This is a genomic window from Janibacter sp. Y6 (genome assembly GCF_040900765.1).
Lineage (GTDB): Bacteria > Actinomycetota > Actinomycetes > Actinomycetales > Dermatophilaceae > Marihabitans > Marihabitans melonis.
On sequence record NZ_JAKLYZ010000004.1, the window covers coordinates 26,481 to 40,931 of the forward strand.

Genomic DNA, 14,451 nt, shown 5'->3' on the forward strand with positions numbered 1-14,451 from the left:
CCTCGCCGCGCATCCACGCACGCGCGGCGACGACCTCAGGAGCATGAGACCCGAATGACCGCACGTCGTCCCTCCCGCCGAAGTCTCCTCGCCGCGGCCAGTGCTGTCGCTGCCACCAGTGGGCTCGCCGCGTGCTCCTCATCCGGCGCCAAGGATGAGCAAGACCTCGGCTATCGATCCGGGGACGGCAGCGTGACCGCCTTCGACGAGACCCAGCGGGGCGAACCCGTCGAGCTCGCTGGTGACACGCTTGACGGCCAGACGTGGGACAGCGCCGATCACCGTGGCCAGGTCGTCGTCGTCAACGTCTGGGCCAGCTGGTGCGGACCCTGCGCCAAAGAGGCCCCACACCTCGTCGCGCTCAACAAGGAGTTGAAGGGCGATGACGTGCAGCTCGTCGGGATCAACTTCCGAGAGTCCTCCGTAGCGACCGGCAGAGCACAAGCCAAGACGTGGGGCTTCGTCTGGCCCTCGATCTACGACAAATCCGGCACCACCTCGATCGCCATGCAGGGCAAGATGACCACCCAGCCCTCCACCGCTGTCCTCGACCGACAGGGTCGTATCGCTGCGGTTGTCCTCGGGGCCACCACGCAGTCGACCCTTCGAGGCTTGATCGAGGACACCCTCGCCGAGGAGGGTCGATGATCGTCGCTTTCACGACCGGGCTCAGTGACCAGGTTGCCAGTGGGGCTCTGCCTCTCGCCGTGCTCGTCGCGGCCCTCGCCGGGCTCGTCTCCTTCGCCACGCCCTGCGTGCTGCCCCTCGTACCGGGCTATCTCGGCTACGTCACCGGCCTGTCCGACGTAGCACTGGAGAAGCGCAGCCGCGGCCGGATGGTCTTGGGCGCGCTGCTGTTCATCCTCGGCTTCACCCTCGTTTTCGTTCTTGCCTCGATGTTCGTCGCCACCGCCGGCCGCGCGCTCGTGGAGCACCGAGAGCTGCTGATGCGCATCGGTGGCGTAGTGGTGATTCTCATGGCCCTTGTCTTCCTCGGCGCCGGTTCGCAGCGGACCTTCCGCCTGCCGATCAAGCCCGCCACCGGCCTGGCCGGGGCGCCAGTCCTCGGGGCCGTCTTCGGGCTGGGCTGGGCTCCCTGCATGGGCCCGACACTTGCCGCGGTCCTCGCGCTCAACCTCGCCGGCGACGCCTCGATCACCCGAGCTGTCGTTCTCGCCGTGGCCTACTGCCTAGGGCTGGGACTGCCCTTCATCCTCATCGCCGCGGCCTACGAGCGCTGGGCCCCGGTCTCGTCGTGGCTGCAACGACACCAGCGCGCGATCCAGGTCGTCGGCGCAAGCCTGCTGATCATCGTCGGGACACTCCTGCTCACCGGCGGTTGGGATGCGATCGTCCAGCGGCTGCAGACCAGACTCATCAGCGATTGGGAAGTGCCCCTCTGATGCGAAGGAACGTGACCCACTGATGTCAGTTCCCGAGCCACGATGTGACCGCTCATCGTGTGGCCTCCGCTGTAGACAACGGGGCTCGTCGAGCACCTCGGTGGCGCCGGCCTGCCGGTCAGGTGACGCCCGGGCAACGGGCGTTCCGTTGGAGGATCGTCAACTGCGACGCGCGGCCGGCCCCTTGGTGTGCCGCTAGTCGCTTAGCTCGCGGGTGTCGCACTAGACGTGTGCGGAGGGGTTTCGCAGACACGGGCGTCGTCTGCGACGGTCCGACCCCGACCCCGAGCCCGTGTCCGCACATGTCGGCGAGCCCGGGTGGGCGCCAGCCGTGGCCAGACCTGACGCAGAGCCGCGATCCCCCGAAGGGTCAAGATTCGGCAAGTAGTGGAACAGCGCACTGCGGTCTGGGGAACTGGAGACGGAGCAATCCGACTCCACCTCACCGGACAGAGGACCTGCCATGAAGCACCTCACCCACCTGCCGGCGGCCGTCGGCGACACCAGCAACCTGCAGTCCTGGATCCAGGACAACATCATCCCGCTGCTGCTCCTGCTCATCGCGGTGATGCTCTTCGTCTTCGCCCAGCGCGGCGACAACGCCAAGTCGATGAAGGTCGTCGGCGGCGTCGTCATCGCCCTCGCCGTCCTGGGGTTGGCCACCAGCGGCCGAGCTGACTCCGTCGGCACCTGGCTCGCCAGCCTCGTCACGGGGTGACCATCCATGCGACTGCCAGTCGATGACGAGATCTACAACGTCGACGCGGTCTGGCTCGGCCCGCCCGGCAAGACCCTGCCCTTCCGAGCCCGCTACGTCGCCTACGCCATCGCCGCACTCATCTTCTTCCTCCTGCAGGTCCTCGAGCGGCGGCTCGGCATCGGGATGGGCTTCTTCCCCCTCGCCTACAGCCTCCTGGTCACGGCCGGCCTCACCCGATTGGTCCTGGCGTTCGTCGACCACGACCGCCCGGTCGTCACCGTGCTGCAAGCCTTCATCAACGAGCTCACAGCACCCAGGTTCACGACGGCCAGCACGACGACAACGGTCCGCCCGTCCAAGGTGGTCGCGGTCCCCCTTCGTCTCCCACGTCATGGGCGAAGGGGTGAGGAGTCATGAGAGGGAAGACCGGACTGGCGCTGCGTCGCATCTCCGGCCACTGCACCGTCACGAGCGAAGGGGTCATGGCCTGGTACCGGTTGGCCCCGCAGGGCTGGTCCTTCCGGCCCGACTCCGCTGCGCGTGAGCACCAGGCCGTGCCCCGTCAGTCGATGGGCGCGCGCCCACGACGAGAACGCGCCCGATCCGCTTCCCGGGTGGGCCGAGCACCTACGAGCCGATCAGATGCACCTCGCCCGCCGCAGCATGGCGGACGAGGAGGTCTACGTCGGTGTGAGCATCCCTGATGCGCGACGGGTCATGCGGCTCGCGGCCTAGTTCCACGCAGGGGCTTGGGAAGGGCGCCGGCGGGAGCTGATATGTCCAAACTATGTCCACGAGACGTAGTCGGACGGCCCGGCGAGGGCCAAGAAGCCCGGAAAATGGCGGTGCCCCCGGCAAGATTCGAACTTGCGACACCTTCTTTAGGAGAGAAGTGCTCTTCCCCTGAGCTACGAGGGCCAGCCGCTCCTCGGAGCGGCACCGGACCAGGGTACGTGCACCTCTGCTGGTCCGGCGCCACCGCGGGAGGAGGCAGACTGCGGCCATGCGGACTCACGAGAAGTGGTTGCTCGTCGCCATCACCTTCACGGTGCTGTGGTGGGTCGTCATGGCCACGCTCGACGGGGACGCGGAGACGGTCCTCGGCGTCGCCCTGGGCATCCTCACGCTGGTGTGTGCGGTAGTTGCCTTCGTCGCGTGGCGCCGCGAGGGTCCTCGCCGAGGCTGAGGCCCGCGATCCCCGTGATCGGGCCACGCCGACGCACGTCGCCCCCCGAACTCGCTCCAGGCAGAGGAGGGAGTGCGGGGGACTAGGCCGTCTCGAGGACGGCCCGAGGTCAGCACATCCGCGTCAGCGCCGGCCGGTGACCGCCTTGACGACGAAGAGCAGGATCACGGCGCCGAGGAGCGCGGTGAGGAAGCTGAAGATGATCCCAGCGCCCTCGACGTCGACGCCGACGAGGCTGAGCAGGAAGCCACCGAGCAGACCGCCGACGATGCCGACGACGATGTTCAGCGGGATCCCCATCTGCGCATCCGTGCCCATGAACTTGCTCGCGATCCACCCGGCGAGGCCGCCGATCACGATCCAACCGATGAAGCCGAGTCCGAGCACGACAATCACACCTTTCACATCAGAAACACACACAACACTTGCGGGCCGACGATAGGCGGTGTAGGAGGTCTCCGAGGTTCTTGAGACGGGGCCAATCTGCACGTGCCCGCGTGGACGCGGTCGTCCACCGCACGAGTCAGCGCCTTGTGACCCTGCTGGAGACAGCGGTGGGCCTCCCGCAGGTGAGGCCCTCTCGCGACTGCCTCAGACCCCGAGCTCCCACTCGGCGACGGTGCGGCAGCCGTGGTTGGCATACCTCTGCAGCGAGATCCGCTCGGCCCGGCACCGAGCCGGCAGGGTCGGGCCGAGCGCGGACCGGGTGGACCCGACGGTGACCCCGCCCGCCACGTGGTCGACCGTGAGGTGCGGGACGGGGTCGAAGCGCCCGCCGTACGGTGGGCACTGCGGGAAGGCCGCGACCAGCGCGGCCGTCAGCGAGGCGAAGGGGGCCGCCGGGTCAGGTCCCAGGTAAATGGTGCCGTCGGGGAAGACCCCCATCTCGTCCAGCACGAAGTCGATCGGCGCCGTCCTCGACGCGACCTCGGCGATCACGGCCAGGTCGGCGGTTGTGGGGGCGACGACCCACGGCGCGAGCAGGGTGATGTGGGCGTGGACGAACGCGGCGTCGGTGGACACGAAGGAGTCGTCGTAGTGACGTGTCCGCTCGAGCACGAAGTCCTCGAGCTGCGGCACCGGCACGACGAGCACGAGGTGCCCATCGGTCGACGTGTCGCTCGTGACCATGGCCGCGACCCTAGGTCGGCGCCGCAGGGGGCCGCACGTCCGGACCGTCCCCGGATACCCAGGACCTGCTTCCATGACCCCATGTCACCCGCACGCCTGTGGTTCGCCGCCGCGCTCGTCCTCGGCGTCGCCGCTCGCATCGCGGACCGTGCGCTGTCAGGCGGCGCCGCCGACGTCACGACGGTCCTCGTCGCCCTGATGCTCGTCTGCATCTGCGTCGGCGCCACCTCGTGGTTCAGACGCAGCCAGCGCTGAGCCCCTCACGACAGACGAGGGCCCGGCCGTCACCGGACGACCGGGCCCTCACCTGCTCATGACGTCACACGAGGTCGAAGCGGTCCGCCTCCATGACCTTCGTCCACGCCTTGGCGAAGTCGGCGGCGAACTTCCCCTTCGCGTCCTCGCTGGCGTACACCTCCGAGAGCGCACGCAGCTGCGAGTTCGAGCCGAAGACGAGGTCCACACCGGTCGCCGTCCACTTCTTCTCGCCGCTCGCGGCGTCGCGGATCTCGTAGACCCCGTCGCCGGTCTTCACCCACTCGGCGCCGGGCGCCAGCAGGTTGGCGAAGAAGTCGTTGCTCAGCACGCCCGGCCGGTCGGTGAGCACGCCGTGCTCGGACCCGCCGTGGTTGGCGCCGAGGACGCGCAGGCCGCCGACGAGCGCGGTCATCTCCGGCGCGCCGAGGCCGAGCATGTACGCCCGCTCGACGAGCAGCTTCTCCGCCGGCACCGGCAGGCCCTCGCGCAGGTAGTTCCGGAAGCCGTCGGCCCGGGGCTCGAGGACCGCGAAGGAGTCGACGTCGGTCTGCTCCTGCGTCGCATCGGTGCGACCGGGGCGGAAGGGGACCTCGACGGGCTGGCCGCCGTCCGCTGCCGCCTTCTCCACCGCGGCCGAACCGGCGAGCACGATCAGGTCGGCGAGGGAGACCTGGGCTCCCCCCTTCGCGTTGAAGTCGCCGCGGATCGACTCGAGACGCTCGAGGACGCCGGAGAGCTGCTCGGGCTGGTTGACCTCCCAGCTGCGCTGCGGCTCGAGACGGATGCGGGCGCCGTTCGCCCCGCCGCGCTTGTCCGTCGTGCGGAAGCTCGCGGCCGCGGCCCACGCCGTCGAGACGAGCTCGGCGACGGACAGCCCGGAGTCGAGCACGGCCTTCTTCAGCTCCGCGACGTCCGCGTCGCCGACGAGCTCGCCCTCGACCGCGGGCACCGGGTCCTGCCACGGCTGCGCCTCCGGCACCCACGGGCCGAGGTAGCGATCGACGGGACCCATGTCGCGGTGGAGCAGCTTGTACCAGGCCTTGGCGAAGGCGAGGCGGAACTCCTCGGGGTTCTCGAGGAAGCGCCGCGAGATGGCCTCGTACGTCGGGTCGACGCGCAGCGCGAGGTCGGAGGTGAGCATCGTCGGGCGGTGCTTCTTGTCCGCGTCGAAGGCGTCCGGGATGATCTCGTCGTCGGTCTTCGCGACCCACTGGTTCGCGCCGGCGGGGGACTTCGTCAGCTCCCACTCGTAGCCGAAGAGGATCTCGAAGTACCGGTTGCTCCACTGCGTCGGCACGTCGGTCCACGTGACCTCGAGGCCCGAGGTGATCGCGTCACCAGCCTTGCCCGACCCGTACGAGCTCTTCCAGCCCAGGCCCTGCTGCTCGGTGGGCGCACCCTCCGGCTCCGGGCCGACGTGGTCGCCGTCGCCGGCGCCGTGGGTCTTGCCGAAGGTGTGACCGCCGGCGATGAGGGCGACGGTCTCCTCGTCGTTCATCGCCATCCGGGCGAAGGTCTCGCGGATGTCGCGGGCCGAGGCGGCTGGGTCGGGGTTGCCGTTGGGACCCTCGGGGTTGACGTAGATCAGGCCCATCTGGACCGCGCCGAGCGACTCCTCGAGGGTGCGCTCACCGCTGTACCGCTCGTCGCCGAGCCACGTGTCCTCCGGCCCCCAGAAGACCTCCTCGGGCTCCCACACGTCCTCGCGGCCGAAGGCGAAGCCGAAGGTCTCGAAGCCCATGTCCTCGAGCGCGACATTGCCGGCGAGGACGATGAGGTCGGCCCAGGAGATCTGCTGGCCGTACTTCTGCTTGACCGGCCACAGCAGGCGGCGGGCCTTGTCGAGGTTGGCGTTGTCCGGCCAGGAGTTGAGCGGGGCGAAGCGCTGCCCGCCGTCACCGGCGCCACCGCGGCCGTCGTAGATGCGGTACGTGCCGGCGGAGTGCCAGCTCATCCGGATGAAGAGACCGCCGTAGTGCCCGAAGTCGGCCGGCCACCAGTCCTGCGAGCTGTGGAGCACCTCGACGACGTCGGCCTTGAGCGCCTCGACGTCGAGCCCGGCGAAGGCCTCGGCGTAGTCGAAGTCGGCGCCGAGCGGGTTGCCCTTCGGCGAGTGCGCGTGGAGCACCGACAGGTCGAGCGCGTCGGGCCACCAGTCCTGGATCGTGCGGGGGCGTCCGCCGGTCTTGGGCTCCGGCGAGTCGATGACGGGGTTCTCGCTCTCGGACCCCTGCGCGGTCGCGGAGTCGTGCATGACCGGGCAACCTGCCTCGGCCTTGCGGTCCACTCCCTGCGGGCTCTGGGCGACGTCGTTGTCCTGGTTGTCGGTCATGCGTCGATCATGGGGGCTTATCTGGAATCGGTCAAGACTGGCTTTCGGTCGTGGTGCCGTGCTAGGTGCGGCGGTGGCAGACGTCGCGAAGGGGGTGCAGGGGAGGGGGCGAAGGGGGTGCCGGGGCCGGGCCGGGCGGCCGGCTCGGTGCCCCTTCGCCCGGTTTGCCCGAACTGCCCGCGCGATGTCGGTCCCCGGGTCTAGCGTGACGAGCGGAACTCGGGGGAGGGACACGATGGGATCAGCTGACGCACGTGCGGGGGAGCAGGGAGCGGGCATGATGCTCGCGCTGCACGCGGCATTCCGGCGCGACCTGGGGCATCTCGCCCGGGCGGCCGAGGGGCTCACGAGACGGCCGGAGCGCCGTGCCGCGGTGGTGCGGGGGTGGGTCGCCTTCCGCGACGAGCTGCACCACCACCACACGGTCGAGGACACCTCGTTGTGGCCGGCGGTGCGCCGGCGCACGAGCGCCTGCGCCGACGCCGAGGTGCTCGAGGCGATGGAGTGGGAGCACGGCATCGTCGACCCGCTCGTCGAGGTCGTCGAGGTCGTCGACGCCAGTCTCAGCGCGCCGGCGGGGGCCGGCCCGCTCGACGGCAGCGATCTCGCCGCGGCCGTCGACGAGCTGCACCAGCAGCTGAGCCACCACCTGCGGCACGAGGAGCAGGACGCCCTGCCGCTCGCGCTGCGGGTGCTCACCGCGCAGGACTGGCACGCCAGCAGCGCCACCGCGCGCAAGACGAAGGGGCTGAGGACGATCCCCGCCTTCCTGCCCTGGCTCACGGACGGCAGGACCGCCGAGGAGAGCGCGTCGACCCTCGCGCTCTTCCCCGGGCCGCTGCTCGCGCTCAACGGCCGCTTCTTCGAGCCGCGCTACCGACGCCAGGACCGCTGGCTGTGACCGCCACGCGTTAGGTGTCGGTGGCAGGCTTCTGCGGGTGACCCACCAGCGAACCCCGGACCTCGGACGACTGACGACGTTAAATCCTCGGGACGTCTGGAGGCACGAGGCTCACAACTTCACTCCCTGGCTCCTCGGTAACCTCGACGTGCTGAGCGACCTGCTCGGTATGGAGCTAGCGCTCGATGTCGCGGAGCACCCAGTCGGCAGCTTCAGCCTCGACCTCATGGGGCGCGACCTCACCTCGGGCGAGGTCGTCATCGTTGAGAACCAGCTCGAACCCACAGACCACGGCCACTTGGGTCAGATCCTCACCTATGCGGCGGGCACCGAGCCAGCCACTGTCGTGTGGATTGCCTCGTCATTCCGGCCGGAGCATCGCGCAGCTCTCGACTGGCTCAATGCTCGGACCGATGACCAGACCCGGTTTTTCGGGGTCGAGCTCCGGGTGGTACGCATCGGGCAGTCGCAACCCGCCCCCGACTTCAAGCTCGTCGCCCAGCCGAATGACTGGGAGAAGACGGTGCGTGCATCCGCGCGCTCTGAGCTGTCCAGCCGGGAGCGGGCGTACAGCGAGTTCTGGAGGCTCTGGCTGGACCGCCTCGCTGAGGAGAGCCTGCCGTGGTCACGGGCCACGCGGATGCCCAGGGGGTCAGCCTTCGCGATGCCGACCGGGACGTCGAACGTCAGCTACTACTGCTACTTCATGGGTGGGCGCTTGGGGAGCGAGATCGACTTCGAGGATCCCGACCCGGCGACCAACGATGCGCGCCTTCGCGCCCTAGAGGCTCGCAAGGCCGACATCGAGGCGGCGTACGGGGGCCCGCTGGACTGGCAGGAGATGAAGGGTCGGAAGGCGACCCGGATCGCTGACTATCTCCCTGACTCCGTCATCGACGACACGGACCGATGGGAGGAGTACCTGACCTGGCTCCTCGAGCGTCAGCGCCGGTTGCGCCGAGCGATCACCAGCGTCGGCGGCGTGCCCACTGATCTGGCCTGACTAGTGCTGCCGGGGCGCGACGCCGGTGGGCTGCGTCGCTCTCCGCGCGTTAGCCTCTGGGGCGTGACCGCGACGCCCCCCGCACCGCCCCCGACACCGGGCCCGATGCGGCAGTGGCGCGAGGAGCTCATGGACCTCGGCGGGCCGAACACGCTCGTCTGGCCGCGTCGCGACACCTCCGAGGTCGTCACGCTCACCCGCGCCCACCCGGGCGGCGTCGCCATGCTGCTCGCGGGTCGCACGGTGCGGCTCGGCGACCTCGTCCGCGAGACCGAGTCACGCCTCGCGGCGCAGCGCGCGGCCGCCCGTCTGCGGGCCCGCGCTGACGTCATCGCCGAGGAGCACGGGCTGAGCACCTGCTTCCTCGCGATGGGGACCGCGACCTGGCACACGAAGGACGAGGCCCGGCGCCCCGCCGCCCCCGTGATCCTGCGCCGCGTCGACCTCGAGCCGACCGAGCTCGACGGCGACATGCGGCTGCACTTCGTCGCCGACGTCGAGCTCAACCCTGCGCTCGTCGCCGCGCTGCGCACCCGGATTGGCAACCCCGGCGCCCTCACCCGCACCCTCGACCGGGGGCGCGACACCGGGCGTGGGGGCTTCAACCCCGAGCCGGTCTACGCCGCCCTCTCGGCGCTGTGCGCCCAGGTGCCGGGCTTCGAGATCACGCCATCGCTCAGCCTCGGCGCCTACCCCTACGGCAAGGCCGAGGCGATCTCCGACCTCGCCGCCGTCGAGGAGGCCGTCACCGCGCACCCGGTCGTCACCCGGCTCGTCGGCGACGCGCCCGCAGAGCAGCCCACCCCGCCCGACCCGCGCGAGAGCCGCCGCGCGCCCGAAGGGGTCGACCGCAGCGTCTTCGACCTGCCGGAGGACCAGCAGGGCGCGCTCGACCGGGTCGCCGCGGGCGAGGACCTCTTCGTGGAGGCGCCCCCCGGTGTCGACGCCGCCCGCTTCGTCGCCGCCCTCGTCGCGCAGTGCGCGGGCGACCAGCGTCGCGTCCTCGTCGTCGCCGAGAAGACCGGCGCCCTGAGCGCGGTCCGCGAGCGCCTCGACGACGTCGGCCTGGCCGACCTCGCCCTGCACATCACCGACCCGACAGCGCCGGTCGACCCGCACGTCATCACGCAGCGGTGGCCCGAGCCCGACCCGCAGCGCGAAGGGGACGCCCGCGCCAGCCGTCGTGACGCCGCGCTCGCCGCGTCCGTCCTCGACGGGCACGCGCAGGCCGTGCACCTCGCCCGCGAGCCGTGGGGCGTGAGCATCGCCGACGCCCACGACCACGTCGTCGCGCTCTCCGCCGCGAAGTCGCCCCCGCGCTCGCGGGTGCGCCTGCCCCGCGGGGTGCTCGCCCGGCTCGACCTCGACGCCATGGAGGGCGCGGCCGAGACCGTCGAGCGGGTCGCCGCGGCCTTCGGCTGGGAGCGCCGCAGCGCGGCCTCGCCGTGGTGGCGGGGCCGGGTGGCGGGCGACGGCGACGTGCGGCGCGTCGAGGACACCATCACGACGCTCCTCGACCGCGACCTCGCGGCGCTCGAGACGACGATGGCCGAGGTCTTCCGCGACATCACCGAGCCGGTCGCCCAGTCGCCGGGCGACCACGGGCGCTTCCTCTCCGCAGTCGAGCGGATCCGCGACACCCTCGACGTCTTCCGGCCCGAGCTCTTCGACGCGCCCATCGACCCGCTCATCGACGCGACCGGCGGGGCGCCCGGGCTCGGGATGCTCGAGCGGCGCCGTCTCGTGCGCCAGGCCCGCGCCCACCTTCGCCCCGGGCGTCCGCCCGAGGACCTGCACGCCGCTCTCCTCGCCGCCCAGGAGCAGCGCCAGGCCTGGGCCGCCCTCGTCGGCGGCGGCGGCCGGCCCCGCATCCCCGCGACCATCGACGACGCGCATCGCGCCTACGAGCGGGTGCACTCCGCGCTGGAGTCGGTCGAGGCTGCCGCGCCCCCGGCGGACGGGCACCTCGTCGACCTGCCGACCGAGGAGCTGCGCTCGCGCCTGTCGGCGCTGCGGCGCGACCACGCCGGCGCGGTCGCCGCGTCGGGGACCCGGGCCGACCTCGACGCCCTCGACGACCTGGGTCTCGGCGAGGTCGTCGACGACCTCGCCGCCCGTCGGGTGCCCCGCCCCGCCGTGGGCGACGAGCTGCGCTACGTGTGGTGGATGTCGGTGCTCGCTGAGATCGGCCAGGTCGACAAGCGGTACGGGGCGGTGGCCGGCTCCGACCTCGACGCCGCGCTCTCCGACTTCGTCGTCGCGGACGCCGCGACCGTGCGGGCGAACGCCTACGACCTCGCCGCCGATCAGCGCCGCCGCTACCGCGAGACCGCGCGCGGGCACCGGCGCATGGCCCATGCCGTCGCCCACGCCGCGGCCGGACGCGGCCCGGGCGCCCCGCGCTGGTACGACGCGGTGAGCACGTGGGGCGACCTGCTGCGCGCGGCTGCGCCCTGCTGGATGACGAGCCCGCTCGCCGTCGGCCTGCTCCTGCCCCCCGAGGAGCGCTTCGACGTCGTCGTCGTCGACGACGCGAGCCGGACCACCCTCGCCCGCACCGCCTCTGCGCTCGCCCGGGGCGGCCAGGTGGTCGTCGTCGGCGACACGACCCAGCAGCGACCGGGCACGTGGACGACCGACCCCGCCGTCGTGCCGCCGGCGCCGACCGCGCCCGGTCTGGCCGACGTCGCCGAGGACCGTCTGCCGGTGGTCCCCCTTCGCACGAGCGGTGACCCACGGCCCTGGCTCCCGTCGGCCCGCGAGCGGGGCGTCGTCCACACCCCGTCGCCCACCGGCGACCCCACGCCGCGGCTGCGCCGCGTGGACTCCGACACCGCTGGTGCCGAGGTCGAGCTCGTCGCCGCCCTCGTCGCCGAGGCGCTCGCCGACCCGTCGAGCTCGCTCGGCGTCGTCACCTTCGACGAGGCGCACGCGGCCGCGATCCGCTCCGCCGTCGCCGACCAGCTCCGCGCCCGTCCGGAGCTCGCCGCCGCGGCGGCCGCGCTGCCCGCCCCCTTCGTCGTCAAGCCGGTGCTGCGCTGGCAGCGCGAGCAGCGCGACCGCGTCGTCGTGAGCGTCGGACCGGTCTCCGCGCCGGGCTCCGGTGCGCCGTCGACCGGTGCGACCGCCGCGCTCATGGCCCCCGGGGGCGACCGTCTCGTCGCGACCGCGCTCACCCGTGGCCGCCACCAGGTCGACTGGGTCACCGGTCTCCGGGCCGCCGGTCTCGCGGGTGCGCCGAAGACCTCCGGCGTCGAGGCGCTGCGCCACGTGCTCGTCGAGCTGGAGGACGACCCCACGCCGGTCGCGGGCACCCCGCGGGTGGAGCCCGGTCCGCTCGTCGTCGGCTTCGTCGAGCGCCTGCGCTCGGCCGGGCTCGAGGTCGAGCTCGGTGTCGGGCAGGCCGGTCACCGTGTCGACATCGCCGTGGGCGACCCCGACTACCCGGGCTACCAGCTCGCGGTGAGCATCGACGGCCCCGAGTACGCGACCCGGGCCGGAGCCCGGCAGCGCGACCGGATCCTGCCCGGCGAGCTCACGGCGCTGGGGTGGCGGCACGTGCGGCTGTGGGCGACCGACATCTTCGCCGACCCGGCCCGCCAGGAGGCGAAGGTCCTGCGCGCCCTGCACCAGGCCTGCGTCGAGATCGACCGGGAGCGCGGGCGATGAGCGAGGAGCCGACCCCGCGGCGTCGGCGCAACCGCCGAGCGACCCACCCCGGCACCTCTGAGGCGGCCCGGGCGGCGAGCGCGCAGGCCGACGAGCGCCCCCGCCGCCGTCCGGCGGTGACCTCCGGCGACGAGCCGACGGCCGGCGACGAGCGCGAGCGCTGGCTGCTCGAGCAGCGTCCGCCCCACTGGGGCTGACCGAGGCATGACGACGGGGTGAGGGCCGGCCGGCCCTCACCCCGTCGTCGTCGCGGCTGTGGCGGCCGCTGGTGGTGCGATCAGATCTTGCCGCGACCGGCGCGCAGCTCGTCGCGGATCTCGCGGAGGAGCTCGATGTCCTCAGCGGTCGTCTCCGCCTCCTGGGCCACGAAGCGCTCGCGCATCCGCTGGTAGGGCTGGATGACGACGAAGTAGACGATCGCAGCGATCATGACGAAGGCGATGACGGCGTTGATGAAGGGGCCGACGGGGACCCCGCCGATGGTGATGTTGCCGACCTCCGGCGGGCCGCCGAAGATCTTGCTGATGGTGGCCAGCAGCAGCTTGGTGAACTCGGTGACCACGAGCGCGAACGCACTGGCGATGATCAGACCGGTGGCGATCTCGACGAGATTGCCCCGCATGAGGAAGTCCTTGAAACCCTTCATGACGAGCCGTCCTTCACAGGGGTAGGGGTGCCGGTGCAGGAGCGCACCTTCGGACCAAGGATGGAAGTCCGCGGCCCCACCTGCAACATCAGCCCCTCTCTCGGCGTGGCGCGCTCCTAGATCACCCCCCTCGGGTCGTGAGGACGAAGCCGGTCGCGGCGTCCGCGCCGAGAGCATCGACGACGTCACCGGCGGCCTCGACGGGGAGCGACACGACGGCCGTCGGCTCGGGCACGGCGGCGAGGTCGTCCGCAGCCGACGGGATCGCGACCACGGTGGCGCCGGTCGCCACGGGCTCGCGCCGGCCGGGTCGGTAGACGTCCACCCGGTCACCGACGGTCAGCGATCGCGCCGCACCGAGGAGGGGGAGGGTGACGAGCCGGCGGCCGCGTCCGGCGGACGCGGGGTCCCGGCCGAGGACCCGGGCGGGGGTGATGACCTCGCCGGGGCCGATGGCGACGGTGGCCATCCGGCCCACGGCCTCGTCGGGTCTGGTCAGCGCACCGTCGGGGGCTGCGGACCGCGGCAGGTCGACGACGGCCACGGCCTCGGCGAGCACCTCGGTGCCGGGCGGGACGTGGGCGCTCGCGACGAGGACGGCGCGGGTGGGCTCGGGTGCCTGCTGACCGAGAGCCAGCGTGAGCGCCAGGCAGAGGGCGGCGGCCGCGACGAGGCGACGCGCGACCCGTCGTCGCCACGCGGGGCGGCGGCCCGGTCCGAAGAGCGAGGGCAGCTGGGTCGCGAGGAGGTCGGCCATGCCGGTGACGCTAGGCAGCGTCGCCGGTGCCGCCCAGGTGTCAGGCCGAGGGTGTGGAGGAGGTGCTCGTGCTCGAGGTGCCTGTGGACGACGCGCTCGAGGAGGAGGTCGACGACGTGCTCGACGAGTCCGAGCTGCTGCTCGTGGACTCGCTGCTCGTGCTGCTCGACGTCGCGCTCGAGGAGGTCGACGACCCCGAGCTCGAGCCGTTGGCCGCGCGGGAGTCGTTGCGGTAGAAGCCGCCGCCCTTGAAGACGACGCCGACCGAGCCGAACTTCTTGCGCAGGGTGCCACCGCACTCGGGGCACTGCGTCAGGGCGTCGTCGCTGAAGGACTGGACCGCGTCGAAGGCATGGCCGCAGTCGGCGCACGCGTAGGCATAGGTAGGCACGAGTCCCAAGTATAAGAAGTGCGAAGGGGTGCCCCTTACCACGTCCACCACGGCCCCCCCTTCGCCGAAGCCCG

Annotated in this window: 16 protein-coding genes and 1 tRNA gene; 10 read left to right on the forward strand and 7 right to left on the reverse strand. The window is 71.9% G+C overall.

From position 1 onward, the window contains the following. Positions 1–192 precede the first annotated feature (192 nt). From L6241_RS10400 to L6241_RS10415, 4 genes are all read left to right on the forward strand, one after another. Positions 193–648, forward strand: a complete 456-nt coding sequence (locus L6241_RS10400; protein WP_368246117.1) for a TlpA disulfide reductase family protein — start codon at positions 193–195, stop codon at positions 646–648. Next, positions 645–1,403 (forward strand): cytochrome c biogenesis CcdA family protein, encoded by a 759-nt coding sequence (locus tag L6241_RS10405; RefSeq protein WP_368246118.1) that lies wholly within the window; start codon positions 645–647, stop codon positions 1,401–1,403. The genes L6241_RS10400 and L6241_RS10405 overlap by 4 nt, the downstream gene beginning before the upstream one ends. Positions 1,404–1,866: 463 nt before the next feature. Beyond that, positions 1,867–2,121, forward strand: a complete 255-nt coding sequence (locus L6241_RS10410) for a hypothetical protein (RefSeq protein WP_191563183.1) — start codon at positions 1,867–1,869, stop codon at positions 2,119–2,121. Between the two features lie 6 nt (positions 2,122–2,127). Next, the gene (locus L6241_RS10415) at positions 2,128–2,520 is read left to right on the forward strand and encodes a hypothetical protein (RefSeq protein ID WP_368246120.1); all 393 of its coding nucleotides are present in this window, start codon (positions 2,128–2,130) and stop codon (positions 2,518–2,520) included. Positions 2,521–2,949: 429 nt separating this feature from the next. On the opposite strand, the gene L6241_RS10420 is transcribed toward L6241_RS10415, so the two are convergent. Continuing rightward, positions 2,950–3,021, reverse strand: a tRNA-Arg gene (locus L6241_RS10420). A gap of 85 nt (positions 3,022–3,106) precedes the next feature. On the opposite strand from L6241_RS10420, the gene L6241_RS10425 reads away from it, so the two are divergent. Then, the gene (locus L6241_RS10425; protein WP_368246121.1) at positions 3,107–3,289 is read left to right on the forward strand and encodes a hypothetical protein; all 183 of its coding nucleotides are present in this window, start codon (positions 3,107–3,109) and stop codon (positions 3,287–3,289) included. 123 nt (positions 3,290–3,412) lie between these two features. On the opposite strand, the gene L6241_RS10430 is transcribed toward L6241_RS10425, so the two are convergent. Together L6241_RS10430 and L6241_RS10435 are read right to left on the reverse strand one after the other, a co-directional pair. After that, positions 3,413–3,676 carry a GlsB/YeaQ/YmgE family stress response membrane protein gene (locus L6241_RS10430; protein ID WP_368246122.1) on the reverse strand — a complete coding sequence of 88 codons (264 nt, stop codon included), beginning with the start codon at positions 3,674–3,676 and terminating at the stop codon, positions 3,413–3,415. Positions 3,677–3,880: 204 nt separating this feature from the next. Beyond that, positions 3,881–4,420 carry a 2'-5' RNA ligase family protein gene (locus tag L6241_RS10435; RefSeq protein ID WP_368246124.1) on the reverse strand — a complete coding sequence of 180 codons (540 nt, stop codon included), beginning with the start codon at positions 4,418–4,420 and terminating at the stop codon, positions 3,881–3,883. Positions 4,421–4,501: 81 nt separating this feature from the next. On the opposite strand from L6241_RS10435, the gene L6241_RS10440 reads away from it, so the two are divergent. Next, the gene (locus L6241_RS10440; protein WP_368246125.1) at positions 4,502–4,675 is read left to right on the forward strand and encodes a hypothetical protein; all 174 of its coding nucleotides are present in this window, start codon (positions 4,502–4,504) and stop codon (positions 4,673–4,675) included. A gap of 64 nt (positions 4,676–4,739) precedes the next feature. Here the strand turns inward: L6241_RS10440 and katG are convergent, their stop codons facing one another. After that, on the reverse strand, positions 4,740–7,010 hold the full coding sequence (katG, locus tag L6241_RS10445) for a catalase/peroxidase HPI (RefSeq protein ID WP_368246127.1): 2,271 nt from the start codon (positions 7,008–7,010) through the stop codon (positions 4,740–4,742). A gap of 277 nt (positions 7,011–7,287) precedes the next feature. Between katG and L6241_RS10450 the strand changes: the two genes are divergently transcribed. The 4 genes from L6241_RS10450 (at position 7,288) to L6241_RS10465 (ending at position 12,780) form a co-directional block, all read left to right on the forward strand. Further along, the gene (locus tag L6241_RS10450) at positions 7,288–7,911 is read left to right on the forward strand and encodes a hemerythrin domain-containing protein (RefSeq protein WP_368246129.1); all 624 of its coding nucleotides are present in this window, start codon (positions 7,288–7,290) and stop codon (positions 7,909–7,911) included. A gap of 37 nt (positions 7,912–7,948) precedes the next feature. Then, complete coding sequence (locus tag L6241_RS10455) at positions 7,949–8,914, forward strand: DUF4268 domain-containing protein (RefSeq protein WP_368246130.1); 966 nt, start codon at positions 7,949–7,951, stop codon at positions 8,912–8,914. A 63-nt stretch (positions 8,915–8,977) separates the two neighbouring features. Then, complete coding sequence (locus tag L6241_RS10460; RefSeq protein ID WP_368246132.1) at positions 8,978–12,583, forward strand: DUF4011 domain-containing protein; 3,606 nt, start codon at positions 8,978–8,980, stop codon at positions 12,581–12,583. Next, positions 12,580–12,780, forward strand: coding sequence for a hypothetical protein (locus tag L6241_RS10465; RefSeq protein ID WP_068276722.1), 201 nt, complete (start codon positions 12,580–12,582; stop codon positions 12,778–12,780). Before L6241_RS10460 ends, L6241_RS10465 begins: the two co-directional genes overlap by 4 nt. An 80-nt stretch (positions 12,781–12,860) precedes the next feature. Here L6241_RS10465 and L6241_RS10470 read toward each other — a convergent pair whose 3' ends face one another. From L6241_RS10470 to L6241_RS10480, 3 genes are all read right to left on the reverse strand, one after another. Next, the gene (locus L6241_RS10470; protein ID WP_368246134.1) at positions 12,861–13,229 is read right to left on the reverse strand and encodes an MscL family protein; all 369 of its coding nucleotides are present in this window, start codon (positions 13,227–13,229) and stop codon (positions 12,861–12,863) included. Positions 13,230–13,350: 121 nt separating this feature from the next. Beyond that, entirely contained in the window at positions 13,351–13,986 is a 636-nt protein-coding gene (locus L6241_RS10475) for an SAF domain-containing protein (protein ID WP_368246135.1), read from the reverse strand. A 40-nt stretch (positions 13,987–14,026) separates the two neighbouring features. Beyond that, the gene (locus tag L6241_RS10480; protein ID WP_123092338.1) at positions 14,027–14,377 is read right to left on the reverse strand and encodes an FmdB family zinc ribbon protein; all 351 of its coding nucleotides are present in this window, start codon (positions 14,375–14,377) and stop codon (positions 14,027–14,029) included. Between the last annotated feature and the right edge of the window lie 74 nt (positions 14,378–14,451).

What these genes read in the sequence shown, in the direction of transcription:
- L6241_RS10405 (WP_368246118.1), top strand. Translation starts at nt 645, where the DNA reads ATGATCGTCGCTTTCACGACCGGGCTCAGTGACCAGGTTGCCAGTGGG.
- L6241_RS10410 (WP_191563183.1), top strand. Translation starts at nt 1,867, where the DNA reads ATGAAGCACCTCACCCACCTGCCGGCGGCCGTCGGCGACACCAGCAAC.
- L6241_RS10415 (WP_368246120.1), top strand. Translation starts at nt 2,128, where the DNA reads ATGCGACTGCCAGTCGATGACGAGATCTACAACGTCGACGCGGTCTGG.
- L6241_RS10425 (WP_368246121.1), top strand. Translation starts at nt 3,107, where the DNA reads ATGCGGACTCACGAGAAGTGGTTGCTCGTCGCCATCACCTTCACGGTG.
- L6241_RS10435 (WP_368246124.1), bottom strand. Translation starts at nt 4,420, where the DNA reads ATGGTCACGAGCGACACGTCGACCGATGGGCACCTCGTGCTCGTCGTG.
- L6241_RS10440 (WP_368246125.1), top strand. Translation starts at nt 4,502, where the DNA reads ATGTCACCCGCACGCCTGTGGTTCGCCGCCGCGCTCGTCCTCGGCGTC.
- katG (WP_368246127.1), bottom strand. Translation starts at nt 7,010, where the DNA reads ATGACCGACAACCAGGACAACGACGTCGCCCAGAGCCCGCAGGGAGTG.
- L6241_RS10450 (WP_368246129.1), top strand. Translation starts at nt 7,288, where the DNA reads ATGATGCTCGCGCTGCACGCGGCATTCCGGCGCGACCTGGGGCATCTC.
- L6241_RS10465 (WP_068276722.1), top strand. Translation starts at nt 12,580, where the DNA reads ATGAGCGAGGAGCCGACCCCGCGGCGTCGGCGCAACCGCCGAGCGACC.
- L6241_RS10470 (WP_368246134.1), bottom strand. Translation starts at nt 13,229, where the DNA reads ATGAAGGGTTTCAAGGACTTCCTCATGCGGGGCAATCTCGTCGAGATC.
- L6241_RS10475 (WP_368246135.1), bottom strand. Translation starts at nt 13,986, where the DNA reads ATGGCCGACCTCCTCGCGACCCAGCTGCCCTCGCTCTTCGGACCGGGC.